This window comes from Streptomyces sp. NPDC111606 (assembly GCF_055656945.1).
Genome location: NZ_JBVKBY010000001.1, coordinates 40780 through 57503 on the forward strand (window position 1 = coordinate 40780; position 16724 = coordinate 57503).

The 16724-nt window shown below is 71.8% G+C and carries 18 protein-coding genes; 7 read left to right on the forward strand and 11 right to left on the reverse strand.

Annotation, left to right across the window (positions count from 1 at the left end; translation table 11 throughout):
* Positions 1–29: 29 nt before the first annotated feature.
* Positions 30–2183 (reverse strand): carbon starvation CstA family protein, encoded by a 2154-nt coding sequence (locus ACZ7M7_RS00210; protein WP_472111409.1) that lies wholly within the window; start codon positions 2181–2183, stop codon positions 30–32.
* 171 nt (positions 2184–2354) lie between these two features.
* On the opposite strand from ACZ7M7_RS00210, the gene ACZ7M7_RS00215 reads away from it, so the two are divergent.
* The 5 genes from ACZ7M7_RS00215 to ACZ7M7_RS00235 are packed head-to-tail and all read left to right on the forward strand — an operon-like array spanning position 2355 to position 7374.
* Positions 2355–3893, forward strand: coding sequence for a sodium:solute symporter family protein (locus ACZ7M7_RS00215; RefSeq protein WP_472111411.1), 1539 nt, complete (start codon positions 2355–2357; stop codon positions 3891–3893).
* Complete coding sequence (locus tag ACZ7M7_RS00220; RefSeq protein ID WP_383597458.1) at positions 3890–4483, forward strand: sigma-70 family RNA polymerase sigma factor; 594 nt, start codon at positions 3890–3892, stop codon at positions 4481–4483. Before ACZ7M7_RS00215 ends, ACZ7M7_RS00220 begins: the two co-directional genes overlap by 4 nt.
* On the forward strand, positions 4480–4791 hold the full coding sequence (locus ACZ7M7_RS00225) for a hypothetical protein (protein ID WP_383597456.1): 312 nt from the start codon (positions 4480–4482) through the stop codon (positions 4789–4791). The genes ACZ7M7_RS00220 and ACZ7M7_RS00225 overlap by 4 nt, the downstream gene beginning before the upstream one ends.
* Before the next feature lie 34 nt (positions 4792–4825).
* Positions 4826–6613 carry a glycoside hydrolase family 15 protein gene (locus ACZ7M7_RS00230; protein WP_472111414.1) on the forward strand — a complete coding sequence of 596 codons (1788 nt, stop codon included), beginning with the start codon at positions 4826–4828 and terminating at the stop codon, positions 6611–6613.
* Between the two features lie 5 nt (positions 6614–6618).
* Positions 6619–7374 (forward strand): SDR family oxidoreductase, encoded by a 756-nt coding sequence (locus tag ACZ7M7_RS00235; protein WP_383597450.1) that lies wholly within the window; start codon positions 6619–6621, stop codon positions 7372–7374.
* Here ACZ7M7_RS00235 and amaP read toward each other — a convergent pair.
* The 5 genes from amaP to ACZ7M7_RS00260 are packed head-to-tail and all read right to left on the reverse strand — an operon-like array spanning position 7371 to position 9737.
* The gene (amaP, locus tag ACZ7M7_RS00240; protein ID WP_383633234.1) at positions 7371–7958 is read right to left on the reverse strand and encodes an alkaline shock response membrane anchor protein AmaP; all 588 of its coding nucleotides are present in this window, start codon (positions 7956–7958) and stop codon (positions 7371–7373) included. The genes ACZ7M7_RS00235 and amaP overlap by 4 nt on opposite strands.
* Positions 7955–8635: a DUF6286 domain-containing protein gene (locus ACZ7M7_RS00245; protein ID WP_472111417.1), complete on the reverse strand. Its 681-nt coding sequence runs from the start codon at positions 8633–8635 to the stop codon at positions 7955–7957. Before ACZ7M7_RS00245 ends, amaP begins: the two co-directional genes overlap by 4 nt.
* A complete protein-coding gene (locus ACZ7M7_RS00250) occupies positions 8632–9015 on the reverse strand; it encodes an Asp23/Gls24 family envelope stress response protein (protein WP_472111419.1) in 384 nt (127 codons plus the stop codon). The genes ACZ7M7_RS00245 and ACZ7M7_RS00250 overlap by 4 nt, the downstream gene beginning before the upstream one ends.
* The gene (locus tag ACZ7M7_RS00255; protein WP_383633226.1) at positions 9012–9197 is read right to left on the reverse strand and encodes a hypothetical protein; all 186 of its coding nucleotides are present in this window, start codon (positions 9195–9197) and stop codon (positions 9012–9014) included. The genes ACZ7M7_RS00250 and ACZ7M7_RS00255 overlap by 4 nt, the downstream gene beginning before the upstream one ends.
* Before the next feature lie 60 nt (positions 9198–9257).
* Positions 9258–9737, reverse strand: coding sequence for an Asp23/Gls24 family envelope stress response protein (locus ACZ7M7_RS00260; RefSeq protein WP_472111421.1), 480 nt, complete (start codon positions 9735–9737; stop codon positions 9258–9260).
* An 87-nt stretch (positions 9738–9824) separates the two neighbouring features.
* Here ACZ7M7_RS00260 and ACZ7M7_RS00265 point away from each other — a divergent pair, with 87 nt between their 5' ends.
* Complete coding sequence (locus tag ACZ7M7_RS00265; RefSeq protein WP_472111423.1) at positions 9825–10547, forward strand: nucleopolyhedrovirus P10 family protein; 723 nt, start codon at positions 9825–9827, stop codon at positions 10545–10547.
* Positions 10548–10559: 12 nt separating this feature from the next.
* On the opposite strand, the gene ACZ7M7_RS00270 is transcribed toward ACZ7M7_RS00265, so the two are convergent.
* From ACZ7M7_RS00270 to ACZ7M7_RS00285, 4 genes are all read right to left on the reverse strand, one after another.
* Positions 10560–11363 carry an enoyl-CoA hydratase/isomerase family protein gene (locus ACZ7M7_RS00270; protein WP_472111425.1) on the reverse strand — a complete coding sequence of 268 codons (804 nt, stop codon included), beginning with the start codon at positions 11361–11363 and terminating at the stop codon, positions 10560–10562.
* A gap of 131 nt (positions 11364–11494) precedes the next feature.
* Complete coding sequence (locus ACZ7M7_RS00275) at positions 11495–11713, reverse strand: helix-turn-helix domain-containing protein (protein ID WP_019758351.1); 219 nt, start codon at positions 11711–11713, stop codon at positions 11495–11497.
* 335 nt (positions 11714–12048) lie between these two features.
* Positions 12049–13647 carry an ABC-F family ATP-binding cassette domain-containing protein gene (locus tag ACZ7M7_RS00280; RefSeq protein ID WP_427841702.1) on the reverse strand — a complete coding sequence of 533 codons (1599 nt, stop codon included), beginning with the start codon at positions 13645–13647 and terminating at the stop codon, positions 12049–12051.
* A gap of 91 nt (positions 13648–13738) precedes the next feature.
* Positions 13739–14563, reverse strand: coding sequence for a hypothetical protein (locus ACZ7M7_RS00285; RefSeq protein WP_472111427.1), 825 nt, complete (start codon positions 14561–14563; stop codon positions 13739–13741).
* A 305-nt stretch (positions 14564–14868) separates the two neighbouring features.
* Here ACZ7M7_RS00285 and ACZ7M7_RS00290 point away from each other — a divergent pair, with 305 nt between their 5' ends.
* The gene (locus ACZ7M7_RS00290; protein WP_383633217.1) at positions 14869–15282 is read left to right on the forward strand and encodes a VOC family protein; all 414 of its coding nucleotides are present in this window, start codon (positions 14869–14871) and stop codon (positions 15280–15282) included.
* Positions 15283–15295: 13 nt separating this feature from the next.
* On the opposite strand, the gene ACZ7M7_RS00295 is transcribed toward ACZ7M7_RS00290, so the two are convergent.
* A complete protein-coding gene (locus tag ACZ7M7_RS00295) occupies positions 15296–16705 on the reverse strand; it encodes a hypothetical protein (RefSeq protein WP_383633215.1) in 1410 nt (469 codons plus the stop codon).
* Positions 16706–16724: the final 19 nt, after the last annotated feature.

Below are 16724 nucleotides of genomic sequence, written 5' to 3' on the forward strand. Positions count from 1 at the left end.
GCGCACCGCCCTCGCCCAGCGTGCCGCCCTCACGACCGGGCCCCCACGAGAGGCTCGCCCGTCCGCTCGGGCACGTCGAGGCGGGACTCGACGTACGGGGCCTCCGTGGTCGGCAGGGTGCCCGGCGTGCGGATCGCTCGGACGCAGACCACTGTCGCGTTGACGATCACGATCGCGACGAGGAGCAGGAAGAGGGCGATCAGTACGCCGTCGACCGTGGAGTTGGTGACCACGGTGTGCATGTCGTCGAGGGTCTTGGCGGGGGGCAGGACCTGGCCGGAGGCGATGCCGTCGGCGTACTTGGTGCGCTGGGCGAAGAAGCCGATCTTGGGGTCGTCGGAGAAGATCTTCTGCCAGCCCGCGGTGAAGGTGATCGCGACGACCCAGGCGAGGGGGACGCCCGTCACCCAGGCCCAGCGCAGCCGACCGGACTTGATCAGGACCGTGGTACAGACCGTCAGTGCCACGGCGGCGAGGAGCTGGTTGGCGATGCCGAAGAGCGGGAAGAGCTGGTTGATCCCGCCGAGCGGGTCGGTGGCGCCGGTGTAGAGGAAGTAGCCCCAGGCCGCCACGACGAGGCCGCTGCACAGCCAGATGCCGGGCTTCCAGTTGACCCGGCCGATCGGCTTCCAGACGTTGCCGAGCATGTCCTGGAGCATGAAGCGCCCGACGCGGGTGCCGGCGTCGACCGTGGTCAGGATGAACAGCGCCTCGAACATGATCGCGAAGTGGTACCAGAAGGCCTTCATCGCGGCACCGCCGAAGACGCCGGAGAAGATCTCCGACATGCCGACCGCGAGGGTCGGGGCGCCGCCCGAGCGGGCGATCAGGGTCTGTTCCTCGACGGCCCGGGCCGCCTGGGTCAGCTGGTCGGGGGTGATGGTGAAACCGAGGCCCGCCACGGCCTGGGACGCCGACTCGGCCGTCGTACCGAGGAGGCCGGCGGGGGCGTTCATGGCGTAGTACAGGCCGGGCTCCAAGGTGGCCGCCGCGATCAGCGCCATGATCGCGACGAACGACTCCATCAGCATCGCGCCGTAGCCGATCAGCCGGACCTGGGACTCCTTGCGGATCAGCTTCGGCGTCGTCCCCGAGGCGACCAGCGCGTGGAATCCGGAGAGCGCGCCACAGGCGATGGTGATGAACAGGAACGGGAAGAGGGATCCGGCGAAGACCGGGCCCGCGCCGGTGGAGGCGAAGTCGCTCACGGCCTCCGCGCGCATCACGGGCGCGGCGACCACGACCCCGACCGCGAGCAGCGCGATGGTGCCGATCTTCATGAAGGTGGAGAGGTAGTCGCGCGGCGCGAGCAGCATCCAGACGGGGAGTACGGAGGCGACGAAGCCGTAGCCGACCAGGCACAGCACGAGGGTCGTCGGGCTGAGGGTGAAGGCGCCGGCCAGCGAGGACTCCTGGATCCAGCCGCCCCCGACGATCGCGAGCAGCAGCAGTGCCACGCCGATGAGACTGGTCTCGACGACCCGGCCCGGGCGGATGCGGTGCAGCCAGAAGCCCATGAACAGGGCGATCGGGATGGTCATGGCCACGGAGAAGGTGCCCCACGGCGAGTGGGCGAGGGCGTTGACCACGACCAGGGCCAGCACACCCAGCAGGATGATCATGATGGCGAACACCGCGACCAGGGCCGCCGCGCCGCCCACCCGGCCGATCTCCTCGCGGGCCATCTGCCCCAGCGACTTGCCGTCCCGCCGCATCGACAGGAACAGCACGACCATGTCCTGCACCGCCCCGGCGAAGATCACCCCGGCGACGATCCAGAGGGTGCCGGGCAGATAGCCCATCTGGGCCGCGAGCACCGGGCCGACCAGCGGGCCGGCGCCCGCGATCGCAGCGAAGTGGTGGCCGAGGAGCACCCTGCGGTCGGTCGGCTGGAAGTCGACGCCGTCCTCCAGGCGTTCGGCGGGGGTCGCCCGGCGGTCGTCCGGCCGCAGTACGCGGCGGGCGACCCAGCGGGAGTAGAAGCGGTAGGCGATGGCGTACGAGCCGAGCGCGGCGACCACCAGCCAGACCGCGGAGATCTCCTCGCCCCGGGCCAGCGCGAGGACGCCCCAGGCGACGGCGCCGACGAGGGAGATGGTGACCCACAGCAGGATCGATCTCGGTGCTATTCGGGACTTTTCCGGCGCCTGACGGCCGTTTTCGGGCAGGGCTGAGCTCGGCATGGCGGCTCCTGGGACGAGTGACGGGATCGAAAGTCTGTGCAAGAGTTGCCCACCCGCCGGAGATGGTTGACAGCGAATTCCCAGGAGATTTCCCGGCGGTTCCCTGTCATCCGTTCCGGCCACTCGCGCAACTCCCTCGCGAGGGCACAGGCACACCAAGGACGGTGACCCATGGCTGATGGCGCCATGACCGCGACGTTTCTCGCCGTGATCGGCGGGGCGTCGCTGCTCGCCGTCACCGCGCGGCGCCTGCACCCGAGCGACCGGTTGCCGTCCCTGGAGGGCTGGGCGCTGGCCGACCGCAGCCTCGGCCCGGTGTGGACCTGGCTGCTGCTGGGCGGCACGATCTTCACCGCGTACACCTTCGCCGCCATCCCGGGCCTGGCCTACGGCAACGGCGCGCCCGCCTTCTTCGCGGTGCCGTACACGGTGATCGTCTGCCCGCTGGCCTTCGTGCTGCTGAGCCGCCTGTGGTCCGTGGCCCGCCGGCACGGCTATGTCACCGCGGCCGACTTCGTGCGCGGCCGGTACGGGTCGCCGGCGCTGGCCCTGGTGGTCGCGCTGACCGGGATCCTCGCGACGATGCCGTATCTGGCGCTGCAACTGCTCGGCATCAGGGCGGTACTGACGGCCGGGGGCGTGTATCCGCGGGGTGCCGCCGGTGATCTGGTGATGGTGGCGCTGTTCGCGGGGCTGGCCGTCGCCACCTATCGGCACGGGCTGCGTGCTCCGACCGTCATCTCCGCGCTGAAGGCCGTGGCCGTCTTCGTCTCGCTGACCGCGGTGACCTGGCTGGTCCTCGACCGGCTCGGCGGCCCGGGTGCCGTCTTCGACGGTGCGGCCGAGCGGCTCGGCGGCCCGGCGCTGCTCCTCACCCCCGAGCAGCAGCCCGCCTACGCCACCCTCGCCCTCGGCTCCGCGCTCGCCCTGCTGATGTACCCGCACGTGCTCACCGCAGGGTTCGCCGCCGACGGCCCGCGGACGCTGCGCAAGGTGTCCGTGGCGCTGCCCGCCTGGACCGGACTGCTCGCCCTGTTCGGCTTCCTCGGCATCGCGGCCCTCGCGACGGGGGTGCGCGCCCCGGCGGGCGGTGCCGAGGCGGCCGTACCGATGCTGGTCGACCGGCTGATGCCGGCTCCGCTGGCCGGGCTGGTGTTCGGGGCGATCACGGTGGGGGCGCTGGTGCCGGCGGCGGTGATGTCGATCGCGGCCGCCACGAGCTTCGTACGCAATGTGTACGTCGAGTACGTCCATCCGACGGCCACGCCCAAGCGGCAGGTGCGCATCGCCAAGGCGGTGTCGCTCACCGCGAAGCTGGGCGCGGTGGCGTTCGTGTTCGGGCTGCGCGACCAGGACGCCATCAACCTCCAGCTCCTCGGCGGGGTCTGGATCCTGCAGATCTTCCCGGCCGTCGCGGTCGGCCTGTTCACCCGGCGGCTGCATCCGCGGGCACTGCTCGCCGGGTGGGGTGTCGGCATGGTGGCGGGGACCTTCATGGTCGTACGGGAAGGGTTCTCGTCGGTCGTGCCCCTCGGTACCGGGCCGGAGATCTACGCCGGGCTCGCCGCCCTGTTCCTCAACCTGACCGTCGCCCTGGCCGCAACCCCGGTGCTGAGCCGCCTCGGCGTCCCACGCGGCACCGATCTGACCGACCTGCCGTCGCGCCTGAGCCTCAGGCGGCGCCCCGAGACGGGAGCGACCAACCCGTGAGACAGCATCGAGACGCGCTGCACAGAAAGGCGCCCGCGCCGGGTGGCGCCGCCGCCGTACCGGCCGTGCCCCTCACCCCCGCGGTGAGCGACCCCGCGGACCTGGAGCGCGAGGCCGGTCTGGCCCGCCTGTTCGAACTGCACTACTCGTCGATGCTGCGCCTGGCCGTGCTGCTGGGAGCCGACGATCCGGAGAACGTCGTCGCGGAGGCCTACTACCAGATCTACCGGAAGTGGCGGCGCCTGCGGGACACCGAGGCGGCGGAGGCGTATCTGCGCTCCACCGTGTGCAATCTGACGCGGATGCGGATACGGCACCTCCAAGTGGCCCGCAGACATGTCGAGAAGCCCGTCGAGGAGGTCATCGCCTCCGCCGAGAGCACCGCACTTCTGCATGACGACCAGCGGGTGCTGATCGATGCGCTCCAGCAGTTGCCGGCCCGCCAGCGCGAGGCGCTGGTGCTGCGACACTGGCTCGGCCTGAAGGAGAGCGAGATCGCCTCGGCGATGGGGATCTCCTGCGGCTCCGTCAAGACCCATACGGCGCGCGGCCTCGCCGCCCTGACCCAGGCGATGGAGGCCCGGCGATGACGCATCGAGACGCGACTCCGGCGCGCGGCACCGATCCGGACCGCACGGAGCGGGAGCTGCGCGAGGCCCTGTCCGCGCTCGCCGACGGGGTGCAGGCGGCGCCCGACGCCTACCGCACCGCACGCGGCGAGTGGCTGCGGCGGGAACGCAGGCGGCGGCTCGTCCTCGCCGTCCTGATCGCGGTCGTGTTCGCCCTGGCCACCCTGATCGGGCTGTGGGTGCTCAACCGGGCCCCGGCCGATCCGGGCGTGATCTTCTCCGGCACCGGCTCCCCGGCGGCCGGATCACTCCCGCGGCCCCACCCCTGATTGGCCCATCGGCCCTTGGGGAACCCGCACTTGCGTGCCCCAGCGAATCGAGGACTACGCCCTCATCGGCGACGAGCAGACGGCCGCCCTGGTCGGCAGGGACGGTTCCGTCGACTGGCTGTGCCTGCCCCGCTTCGACTCGGGTTCCTGCTTCGCCAAGCTTCTCGGCGACAAGGACAACGGCCACTGGCGCATCGCCCCCAAGCACGCGAAGGGCCCCTGCACCCGCCGCGCCTACCGCCGGGACACCCTGGTGCTGGACACCGAGTGGGAGACCGACGAGGGCGCGATCCGCGTCACGGACCTGATGCCCCAACGCGACCGCGCGCCCGACGTCGTACGCATCGTGGAGGGCCTCAGCGGCCGCGTCACCGTACGCAGCACCCTGCGGCTGCGGTTCGACTACGGCTCGGTCGTTCCCTGGGTACGCGAGTCCGACGGGCACCGGGTGGCCGTCGCCGGCCCGGACTCGGCGTGGCTGCGCAGCGAACCCGAGGTGCGCACCTGGGGCAGGAACTTCGGTACGCACTCGGAGTTCACGGTCGAGAAGGGCGAGAAGGTCGCGTTCGTCCTCACCTGGCACCCCTCGCACGAGCCGCGCCCGCCGCTCGTCGATCCCTACAAGGCGTTGCACAGCAGCGTGCGGGACTGGCGGAAGTGGGTGGGGCACTGCCGTTATGACGGGCCGTACCGCGACGCCGTCGTGCGCTCCCTGATCACTCTCAAGGCCCTCACCTACCGGCCGACCGGCGGCATCGTCGCCGCCCCCACCACCTCGCTCCCCGAGGAGATCGGCGGTGTCCGCAACTGGGACTACCGCCACTGCTGGCTGCGCGACTCCACCCTCACCCTGAACGTGGGCCTGTCGGCGGGCTACCGGGAGGAGGCGGAGGCCTGGCGCGACTGGCTGCTGCGTGCGGTCGCCGGCGACCCGGCCGACCTGCAGATCATGTACGGCCTGGCGGGCGAGCGGCGGCTGCCCGAGTTCGAGGTGCCGTGGCTGTCCGGCTTCGCCGGCTCCGGTCCCGTACGCGTCGGCAATCTGGCCGTGAACCAGCTCCAGTTGGACGTGTACGGCGAGGTGATGGACACGCTGGCGCTGGCACGGGAGGCGGGACTGCCCACCAAGCCGCACATCTGGGCGATCCAGGCCGCCCTCGTCGACTGGCTGCGCACGGCGTGGCGGCAGCCCGACGAGGGGCTGTGGGAGGTGCGCGGCGGCCGCCGGCACTTCGTGCACTCGAAGGTGATGGTGTGGGTGGCCGCGGACCGGGCGGTGCGCAGCCTGGAGAAGAACCCGAAGCTGGACGGCGACCTCGACGGCTGGCGCGAGTTGCGCGACGAGGTGCACCGCGAGGTGTGCGAGAAGGGCTACGACGCCGAGCGGAACACCTTCACGCAGTCCTACGGCTCCTCGGAACTCGACGCCGCGCTGCTGCTGATCCCGCGCGTGGGCTTCCTGCCGCCCGACGACCCACGCGTCGTCGGCACCATCGACGCGATCCGCGCCGAGCTCAGCCATCAGGGCCTCCTGCGCCGCTACAGCACCGACGGGACCACGGTCGACGGGCTGCCCGGCGGCGAGGGCACCTTCCTGGCCTGCTCCTTCTGGCTGGCGGAGGCGCTGCACATGATCGGTCGTACGCAGGAGGCACGCGAGCTGTTCGACCGGCTCGTCGGGCTCGCCAACGACGTGGGTCTGCTGGCCGAGGAGTACGACCCCGTGGCCGGCCGCCAGCTGGGCAACTTCCCGCAGGCCTTCAGCCACATCGGCCTGGTCAACACCGCCCTCGCCCTGTTCGGGGACGACGGGGCAGGATAGGGGCCATGGATCTTGGACTGAAGGACCGGGTGTACGTCGTCACGGGAGCCACGCGCGGACTGGGCAACGCGGCGGCGCGTGAGCTGGTGGCCGACGGGGCGAAGGTCGTCGTGACCGGCAGGGACGAGGAGCGGGTCGCCGCCGCGGCGGCCGAGCTGGGGCCGAACGCCGTGGGGGTCGCGGTGGACAACGCCGAAGCGGATGCCGCGGCGCGTCTGATCGCTGCCGCGCGGGATGCCTTCGGCGGGTTCGACGGCGTCCTCATCAGCGTGGGCGGGCCGCCGGCCGGGTTCGTCGCGGACAACACGGACGAGCAGTGGCAGGCCGCGTTCGAGTCGGTGTTCCTCGGGGCGGTGCGGCTGGCCAGGACGGCGACGGCGGAACTCGAAGAGGGCGGTGTCATCGGGTTCGTGCTGTCGGCCTCGGTGCACGAGCCGCTGCCGGGGCTGACCATTTCGAACGGGCTGCGGCCGGGGCTCGCCGGGTTCGCCAAGTCGCTAGCGGACGAATTGGGGCCGCGGGGAATTCGGGTCGTGGGACTGCTGCCGTCACGGATCGACACGGACCGCGTGCGTGAACTGGACGGTCTGTCGGCCGACCCGGAGGCCACTCGGGCCGCCAACGAGTCGCGGATTCCGTTGCGTCGGTACGGCACCCCGGACGAGTTCGGGCGTGCGGCGGCCTTCTTGCTGTCTCCGGCCGCGTCCTATCTGACGGGGATCATGCTGCCGGTGGACGGCGGAATGCGGCACGGGTTCTAACTCACCCTTTCCGCACCGTGTTTGACGCCCCGCAGGCGGACCTCCGCCGGCAGCGACGCTAGGCCCGCCGAATTGCGGGCGTGGCCCAGCGCCTGGGTGGTGAGGTCGTTCAAGGCGGTCCCGGGATCCACGTGCGGTTCCAGCCGGAGGCGCACCCGGGCCTCGGGAGTGCTGCGCCTGCCCGTCAGCTGGACGCGGGCCCGCTGGACGCCCTCCAGACCCGTCGCCTCACCGGCGAGGACGCTCTCCAGGGCCCGGCCCCGCAGCAGTGCGCCCTCGCCGTCGCCGGTGTCGACCAGGACCTCGGCGAGGCGGTGCCGGCGCAGGACCGAGGTCAGCCACCACAGGGCGAGCAGCACCAGGACGGCCAGCACGGCGATCACGGTCGGCCACCACCAGCCGTCGTCCCGCCAGCGCGTGCGTTCGGCGTCGCTGAGCAGGACGTCGTGCCGGCTGTCATGGATCCACCAGGACGGGGGATCCAGCCCGAGCCCGACCGCCAGTACGGACCCGCCGATCACGAGCAGCACCAGCCCGACGAGCCCGATCAGCACCCGGTTGACCACCCTGAGCACGGCCCTCACCCCTTCCGTCCCGGCCGCCGCACATGCACCGACAGCGACGGCGGGCGGGTCAGTCCCAGGCCCCTGATCGCGTCGGCGAGCGTGGCGTCCAGGTCGCCGCGTACGTCGTCCAGGTCACGGAAGTGCGACACGGCGCGGACGTCGGCCCGGGACCTGCGCATCCGTACCCGTACCGACTGGACCCCGGAGACCTCCATGGCCCGGTCGCGCAGGACCAGGGCGGCGAGGTCGCGGTGGAGTCCGGCGCGGACGTCGGGGTGGGTGCGCCGCATCGGCAGTACGGACCGCAGGCCCGGCGTGATGGCCAGGACGAGCAGCCAGAGGCCGAGCACGGCGGCGACGCCCGCGCCGACGAGCACCCAGATGTCGTCGAGGGGACGCTCGGCGAGTTGCTGGGCCAGTTCCCGGCGCCAGCGCATCGCGGGCCGGTCGGCGCGCACGGAGGCGATGTCGTAGAGGAACATGCCGGCGACGAACAGGAGCACGAGCGCCGTGATCGCCGCCGGGATCCGACGCGCCGACCAGAAGCGGCGCTCGCCGCCGCCCTTCTCGTCGACCGGGGGCGGGGGGTCGTAGTCCGCCGCCGACGCCGACTGGTCGAGGGGGGCGGGTCCGGCCTCTTTCTCCAGGACCGGCAGTCTCTGTGTGGTGCCCTCGGAATCCTGGGACTCGCTCATCGCGTCCTCCCCTGCGCCGCGCCCGGTCGGGACGCCGGGTGCAGCCGCTCCACGTGCACGGCGACCTCCGGCACTTCCATGCCCACCAACGCGCCTACCCGCTCGATGACGTGCCGACGCACCGTCGCGCACCGGGAGCCGATGTCGGTGGGGTAGTCGAGTTCGAGGTGGACGAGGACCCGCGCGGTCCCGTGGTGCACGACGACGTTGGCATGCGGCCGGGCGGCGTCCTTGGCAAGGCTTCCCACTGCCTCGCGGGCAGCCTGGGAGGCGACCTTCGCCACGACCCGGTCGGCGATCCGGGTCGCTCCGCGTTCGCCCGGAGGGACGATGGCAAGGGGTCTGCCGACTTCACCGGCCCCCGTGCTCACCGGCGTCACCGCCGCCGTTCGTCACGACGCCGGAAGAAGTCACCGAGCTCGTACTCCCCCTCCAGGAACCGCCCGACGACGAAGCCGACGGCGCCCAGCCCCGCCACCAGCAGGAAGGCGCCGAATCCGCCGAAGTATCCGGCGAAGCCCAGTGCCATGCCGGCGATCATGCCGACCACGGCCATGCTCATGCTGCGCTCCTCAGCTCCTCAGCCGCTCCCCGGCCACTGCGTTGTCGGGTCACCGGCGCCTCACTGGATCCGACGCTCCTCTTCCTCTTCCTCTTCCTCCGGAAGCTTCACATCGCTCACCGCGATGTTGACCTCGACGACTTCGAGTCCGGTCATCCGCTCGACGGCGTTGATCACGTTCTCGCGCACGTCCCGGGCCACGTCGGAGATCGACACGCCGTACTCGACGACGATCTCCAGGTCGAGCGCGGCCTGTACCTCGCCGACCTCGACCTTCACCCCACGGGACACGGACTTCGTCGTGCCGCCCGGCACCCGGTCGCGCACAGCCCCGAAGGTCCGCGAGATACCGCTGCCCATGGCGTGCACACCGTCCACATCGCGTGCGGCCATCCCGGCGATCTTCTCCACGACGCCGTCCGCGATGGTGGTCCGGCCACGGGCACCGGGTTCTCCCCCACCGCGCCTGGTCACCTGACTCTTGCGGGTGCTGAGGGCCTCGCCCTCCGTCCGCCGGCTCTGCTCCGTCGTCTCACTCATGGCCGTTCGTCCTTTTCGGTCGTCGTCCCTCAACCACCGTAAGCACGGTTACGCGATTGCGCCCCAGGGATGCGGCAGGCTGGAGGAATGACGACGACGGACAGGTGGACGCAGGCGGTCCGGCAGCAGCTGGGGCTCGGCAGGCTGCTGCCCCTGGGCGGCGCGCGCGATGGCGCGTGGATCTCCGAGAGGGCGGCCGAGGCGGTGCTGCGAAGCGCGGCCGAGGACATGCGCGGGGTACGGCTGGACGAGCTCCGGATCGGGCTCACCGACCCCCAGGACACGCAGGAGGCAGCCGTACCGCCGCCGCCGAGCGCGCTGCCACCGGGCCCCCTGCGGGTGACGGCGGACTTCGCGGCGACGGCGGCCGAGGCACTGCCCACGACGGCGGAACGGCTGCGTGGACTGCTGGCGACGGCAGCCACGGAGCGTCTCGGCCTGATGGTGACCGAGGTGGATCTGCGGGTGACGGCCCTGCTCGACGAGGACGCCGAACCCGCTCCCTCACGTCAGGCCGAGCCGACGCGGGCCGCGGAGCCCGCAAGCCCCGACGAGGAGCGCGTCGCCGCCGCGGCCCTGGCGGTCCCGGGGGTGATCCGACTGACGGGCACCCTGGGCGGGTTGAACCGTCCGGTCCACTTCGAGGAACGACAGGACGAGGCCGCCCTGCCGTGTCGCCACGTGCGGGTGGAGATTGCCGTGCGCGCGGACCGCCGGGCGGTGGAGGTGGCCCGGGAGGTCCGCGAGTGGGTGGGAGAGGCGCTGACGGATCGTCCGACGGTGGCGGTGCTGGTCACAGCGGTCGGTTGATCAGCGCATGACTCAGTCGCCGAGGCCGGCCAGATCCCGCAGCCGGCGCGCCTGCGCGGCCCGCTCGGCACCGCGCTGCTCGTCGTAGGTCCGGTCCACGGCACCACGAAGCAGCGCCTTGGTCTCGACCACGGCATCCCGCGGCGCGGCGACGATCGCCGCCGCCAGATCCCGTACGGCGTCGTCGAGTTGGTCCGCGGGCACGGCGAGGTTGGCCAGCCCGCTGCTGACGGCCTCCTCGGCCAGCACGAAGCGGCCCGTCACGCAGATCTCCAGCGCACGGCCGTATCCGACCAGCCCGACCAGCGGGTGCGTACCCGTCAGGTCCGGCACCAGCCCGAGGCTGGTCTCACGCATGGCGAACTGCACGTCGTCCGCGACGACGCGCACGTCACAGGCGAGCGCGAGCTGGAAGCCCGCCCCGATGGCATGCCCCTGCACGGCGGCGATGGACACGACGTCGTTACGCCGCCACCAGGTGAAGCCCTCCTGGAACTCGGCGATGGCAGCGTCGAGTTCACCGTCGCTGCTGCGCGCGAGCTCGATGAACGAGGGCTCGTCCTCGATCCCGTCGGGCGTGAACATCTGCCGGTCGAGCCCTGCGGAGAAGGACTTGCCCTCACCGCGCAGCACGACGACCCGCACGCTGCCCGGCACGGCCCGCCCGGCCTCGGCGAGAGTCCGCCACATGGCGGGGCTCTGCGCATTGCGCTTGGTCGGGTTCGACAGCGTCACCGTGGCGATCGCGCCGTCGACGGTGAGCCGTACGCCGTTCTTGTCGAGCAGGGGAGCGAGGTCCTGGTCGGGCGAAGCCATGGGGTGCCTCCGATGAGTGCGGTCATCATGGGATGCCCGGAAGGGCACCCCCTAAGTGACTGCACAGTAACCACCCGGCCGATCAGACGACCGACCGGGTGGCCACCATCGAAGCGATGGGCCGCCCGGTGTCAGCCGGCCGCCTTTTTGCCTCGCGTCGCGCCACCACGCCCACGAAGCGTGACGCCCGACTCGCTGAGCATCCGGTGTACGAAGCCATACGAGCGGCCGGTTTCCTCGGCCAGCGCCCGAATGCTCGCACCGGAGTCGTACTTCTTCTTCAGGTCTGCCGCGAGCTTGTCGCGCGCGGCGCCGGTTACCCGGCTGCCCTTCTTCAGAGTCTCGGCCACCCGTGCCTCCTCATGGGAAGTGCGCTCTGGTCTCCTCATGATCACCCCTCCGGGGCTTCATGGCCACCCATTCGGCAAGGTCCGTGAGACATGGTTGTGACGACAGGAGCACATCCCCACATGCGGAATCCGCGATTCCGGAGAATGTTGTCCGTACGGCCGAACGGGTTCTTTTACGAACTCCCAGGTCAGCGTCGTGAGACGGCCGAGCCCTTGTCGATAAAGGACTCGGCCGGGAAATCGATGTAGTACACACCTCGGTACGAGGAGATCTCACACAGATGATGGATCACCGATAGGCCGAATGATCCATACGCCGTTGATCACGCATTCGATCAAGCCAGGGCGACGAGATCCGCGTAGTCGGCGCCCCACAGGTCCTCGACACCGTCCGGCAGCAGAATGATCCGCTCCGGCTGCAGCGCCTCGACGGCGCCCTCGTCATGGGTGACGAGCACGACCGCGCCCTTGTAGGTGCGCAGCGCCCCGAGGATCTCCTCGCGGCTGGCCGGGTCGAGGTTGTTGGTCGGCTCGTCGAGGAGCAGGACGTTCGCCGACGACACCACGAGGGTGGCGAGGGCGAGGCGGGTCTTCTCACCACCGGAGAGGACACTGGCGGGCTTGTCGACGTCGTCGCCGGAGAACAGGAACGAGCCGAGCACCTTGCGGACCTCGACGAGGTCCATGTCGGGGGCGGCGGAGCGCATGTTCTCCAGGACGGTGCGGTCGGCGTCCAGGGTCTCGTGCTCCTGGGCGTAGTAGCCGACCTTGAGGCCGTGGCCGGGGATGACGGCGCCGGTGTCCGGCTGCTCGACACCGGCGAGGAGCCTCAACAGGGTTGTCTTTCCCGCGCCGTTGAGACCGAGGATGACGACCCTCGATCCCTTGTCGATGGCAAGGTCGACGTCGGTGAAGATCTCCAGCGAGCCGTACGACTTCGACAGGCCCTCCGCGGTCAGCGGGGTCTTGCCGCAGGGCGCGGGCTCGGGGAAGCGGAGCTTGGCGACCTTGTCCTGCATGCGCACCGCTTCGAGGCCGGCGAGGAGCTTGTCGGCCCGCTTGGCCATGTTCTGCGCGGCGACCGTCTTGGTCGCCTTGGCGCGCATCTTGTCGGCCTGCGAGTGCAGCGCGGCGGCCTTCTTCTCGGCGTTCTGCCGCTCGCGCTTGCGGCGCTTCTCGTCGGCTTCGCGCTGCTGCTGGTAGAGCTTCCAGCCCATGTTGTAGATGTCGATCTGGGCGCGGTTGGCGTCCAGGTAGAACACCTTGTTGACGACCGTGTCGACCAGCTCCACGTCGTGGGAGATCACGATGAAGCCGCCGCGGTACGTCTTCAGGTAGTCGCGCAGCCAGACGATCGAGTCGGCGTCGAGGTGGTTCGTCGGCTCGTCGAGCAGCAGGGTGTCCGCGTCCGAGAACAGGATGCGGGCGAGCTCGATACGGCGGCGCTGACCGCCGGAGAGGGTGTGCAGCGGCTGGCCGAGCACCCGGTCGGGCAGGTTCAGCGCGGCGGCGATGGTGGCGGCCTCGGCCTCGGCGGAGTACCCGCCCTTGGTGAGGAACTCCGTCTCCTGGCGCTCGTACTGCCGGAGGGCCTTCTCGCGGGTGGCGCCCTGGCCGTTGGCGATGCGCTGTTCGTTGTCGCGCATCTTGCGGATCAGGACGTCCAGGCCGCGCGCGGAGAGGATGCGGTCGCGGGCGAGGACGTCGAGGTCGCCGGTGCGGGGGTCCTGCGGGAGGTAGCCGACCTCGCCGGAGCGGGTGATGGTGCCGCCGGCGGGGATGCCCTGGCCGGCGAGGCACTTGGTGAGGGTGGTCTTGCCGGCGCCGTTGCGGCCGACGAGGCCGATGCGGTCGCCCTTGGCGACGCGGAAGGTCGCGGACTCGATGAGGATGCGCGCACCGGCGCGCAGCTCGATACCGGAGGCGGAGATCACGGACAGACTCCAGGGCAAGGTGGGTGGCGGGATGGGCGGCTGAGGACGTTCCCGCCGTCTAATGCGCGAGGAGAATGGCCATGAGGCCAGTCTAACGGGGCGGTGCAACCACTTTTTCTGGGTTCACGTGTTCGGGCCGGGGCTCGGCGCCCTTCTCGCGGACTTCGTTGCCGAGCGGTCGGCGGTGCGGGGTGATCTGCCCCAGGTCGTCCACTGCGATGACCTGCGCGGTCAGGACCGGGCGGGTACAGGGCTGGGTGAGGAGAAGCGTCTTGCCGTGACGTACGGCACGTGCGGGCTCGAAGGCACAGCCCTCGCGGGCGGGCAGCACCCAGCGCAGGTCGCCGTCCGCGATGCGGTAAGCGGCGACGCGGTGCGGAGTGACGACGGCGAGCATGCCGCGGCCGAGGGCATGCAGGACACCGGCGCCGCCGTGGTCCGGCAGCCACTCGCCGGCCGCGGGCAGGGCGCGGTGCCAGCGCACCGAGCGGCCGTCGGTGGCGGTGACCATGCCGTCGTCCCAGAGCGTGATCACCTCCCCGCGCGCGTGGAGCGACCCGAGCGGGCGGCGGCCTTCGCGGGCGTAGCGCCACAGGGGGGCGCCGGTGACGGGGTGGTGGGCCTCGAGGGCCGCTCCGCGCGTGCGGAAGCGGAGGGGCGTCGGCGGCGGCTGCGGCTGCTGTGGGGTGGTGCCGGGGCGCACACGCGCGTGGGCGGCCGCGTGGACGGTGAGGTGGTCGCCGTAGGGGGCGGGGCGGGCATGGTGGGCGATCGCGAGGAGCGGGAGCGCGAGGAGGAGCGCGAGAACTGTCGGCAGCAGGCGGGAGCGGGTGGCTGTGGCGGGCTTGGGGGCGGTGGCTGCGGGAGCCGCGGTCGCTTCGCTGCTCTCGGCCGCCTCGACCGGCTCAGTGGCCACCACACCCCCTGGTCTCATCGGCCCGGGTGTCATCGGCCGGGTCTCGTCCGGCTGTGCCTGAGCCCGCTTCCCACGGATCAGGCGCAGCAGCGTAGCCCTGCCCGGGGCCGGTGGCGGGTGCCTGCCGTCGGGACACGGCGAGGGCGCTCGGGCCTTCCCCCGCTTGGCCGCTTCGGTTCGCGGGCCGTTGTCAGTGGTCGCTGTAAGACTGGCAGCGGTCGGTGTTCCGGCGGTCGACAGCGATGGACCACGAAGCTGGATCACGGCGATGGGTCACGGCGATGGGTCACAAAGGAGTGATCGGTATGGCAGGCACGAGCGGTGGGCGTCCGAGCATCTACCCCACGCTGCTGTACGCGGACGCGAAGGCGGCGATCAAGCAGCTCACGGAGGCCTTCGGGTTCACGGCGCTGGCCGTGTACGAGGGCGAGGACGGCTCGGTGGCGCACGCCGAGCTGGCGCAGGGCAATGGCGCGGTGATGCTCGGTTCCAAGGGCACCGGCAGCGCCTTCGACAAGGTGATGAAGGACGCGGGCACGACCGGGGTGTACGTCGTCGTGGACGACGTCGACGCACACCACCGGCGGGCCGTGGAGCAGGGCGCAGAGATTTTGATGCCCCCGACGGACCAGGACTACGGCTCGCGGGACTACATGGCCCGGGACATCGAGGGCAATGTGTGGAGCTTCGGCACCTACGCCCCCGAGATCAAGGGCTGAGCGCCGGTCCGGCTCAGCTCCCCCCGGTGTGCACCTGGAAGGCGGCCCGGCGTACGGCCTTGGCGAGGGCGGGGTCGGGGTGTGCGGCGGCGAGCGCGACCAGGACCTGCACGGTGCGGGGGTGGCCGACGGCGCGCACCTCGTCGAGGAGCGCGGGCACGGTCGGCTGCACCGAGGACTCCAGGTGCCGTACCAGCATCGGGGCCTCGCCGTGGTCGGCGACGGCGGCGGCGGTGTCGACCCACAGCCAGGTGGCCTCGTCCCGGGTGAGCACCTCGTGGGCGTCCTCGGGGTCGATGCCGTCGTGCTCGGCCAGCCACAGCAGGGCGTACGGGCGCAGGGTCGGCTGGTCGAGGACGGCACGCACGTCGGGCTCGGCGGGGGCGCCGACGACGCGCAGCGCCTCGAAGGCGAGGCCGCGCAGGAGGGCGTCGTCGCCGCGGGCGGCGCCGAGGAGTTCGGTGACGGCGCTGCCCACGGGGCGGGCGGCGAGCCAGGCGCGGTATTCGTCGCGGGCGGCGTTCGGGCGGAGCTGGGCGCAGCCGCGGAGCATGGCTTCGGCGGACTGCTCGATGTTCCCGGCGGGGCTCTGCGCGGCGACGCAGATCTGCTCCAGCTTGACCCAGACCGCCCAGCTGCCGAGCGGGGTGAGCGTCGCCTGGCCGTCGCCGCAGGTGAGGGCGCCGACGGAGGCGAGGGCGTGCAGGGCCCAGTCGAGGAGCGGGGCGAGGGGCGTGTCCTCGGCGGCCGTGGCTTCGGCGACCGGCGCGGGCTGGGGCTGGGGCCCGTAGGGGATCTCGCACCTCTCGGTGCGCAGCTCGGTGACGCGCTGCTCCAGCAGGTCCAGGAGCTGCTCCACCGGGACGGGCCCGGCGGACAGCTGGAGGAACGAGAGCACCTGGGGCAGGGCCGAGACGACGTCGGCCACGGCGCCGTGCTCGTGGTCCTCGGGTTCCGGGTGGGCGAGCGACCAGGCGTCGAAGAGGGCGACCCAGCCGCGCAGCACGGCGCTGTCGTCACGGTCCCAGGCACGCAGGCGCCAGCCGGGGCGGGCGCTGTCGCCGTGCACCTCGACGAGTCCGGCCAGGCGGGCGGTGTCCCAGTCGGCGCGGACCTGAGTCACGGTCAGGCCGAGGTCGCGGGCCGCGCGTTCGGCCGTTGCCTCGGAGAGGGTGCCTTTGCCGTCGGGGCTTGCGCTGTCGCGGCCGGGGCGCAGCGCGGTGTCGGCCCAGTGGGCGACGCGGGCCGCGGCGGCCAGACCGGAGCGAGCCATTCTGGCCAGCTCCGCCCGGGCCGGTGTGCCCTCCGGGGGGCGGGGCGCGGGGCGGCGGGGGCGCCGCTGGTTCACAGCTCGTGGGGCGGCGGCCAGGGGTCGCGGGCGGACGAGTCGAAGCCTGGAGTCGCGCGGGATACGGGACGTCACGGGTGCAGTCTTCCGGTTG

Excerpts from the sequence above, each read along its gene's own strand:
- ACZ7M7_RS00210 (WP_472111409.1), bottom strand. The coding sequence starts at position 2,183 with ATGCCGAGCTCAGCCCTGCCCGAAAACGGCCGTCAGGCGCCGGAAAAG.
- ACZ7M7_RS00215 (WP_472111411.1), top strand. The coding sequence starts at position 2,355 with ATGGCTGATGGCGCCATGACCGCGACGTTTCTCGCCGTGATCGGCGGG.
- ACZ7M7_RS00225 (WP_383597456.1), top strand. The coding sequence starts at position 4,480 with ATGACGCATCGAGACGCGACTCCGGCGCGCGGCACCGATCCGGACCGC.
- ACZ7M7_RS00235 (WP_383597450.1), top strand. The coding sequence starts at position 6,619 with ATGGATCTTGGACTGAAGGACCGGGTGTACGTCGTCACGGGAGCCACG.
- ACZ7M7_RS00245 (WP_472111417.1), bottom strand. The coding sequence starts at position 8,635 with ATGAGCGAGTCCCAGGATTCCGAGGGCACCACACAGAGACTGCCGGTC.
- ACZ7M7_RS00255 (WP_383633226.1), bottom strand. The coding sequence starts at position 9,197 with ATGAGCATGGCCGTGGTCGGCATGATCGCCGGCATGGCACTGGGCTTC.
- ACZ7M7_RS00260 (WP_472111421.1), bottom strand. The coding sequence starts at position 9,737 with ATGAGTGAGACGACGGAGCAGAGCCGGCGGACGGAGGGCGAGGCCCTC.
- ACZ7M7_RS00265 (WP_472111423.1), top strand. The coding sequence starts at position 9,825 with ATGACGACGACGGACAGGTGGACGCAGGCGGTCCGGCAGCAGCTGGGG.
- ACZ7M7_RS00270 (WP_472111425.1), bottom strand. The coding sequence starts at position 11,363 with ATGGCTTCGCCCGACCAGGACCTCGCTCCCCTGCTCGACAAGAACGGC.
- ACZ7M7_RS00290 (WP_383633217.1), top strand. The coding sequence starts at position 14,869 with ATGGCAGGCACGAGCGGTGGGCGTCCGAGCATCTACCCCACGCTGCTG.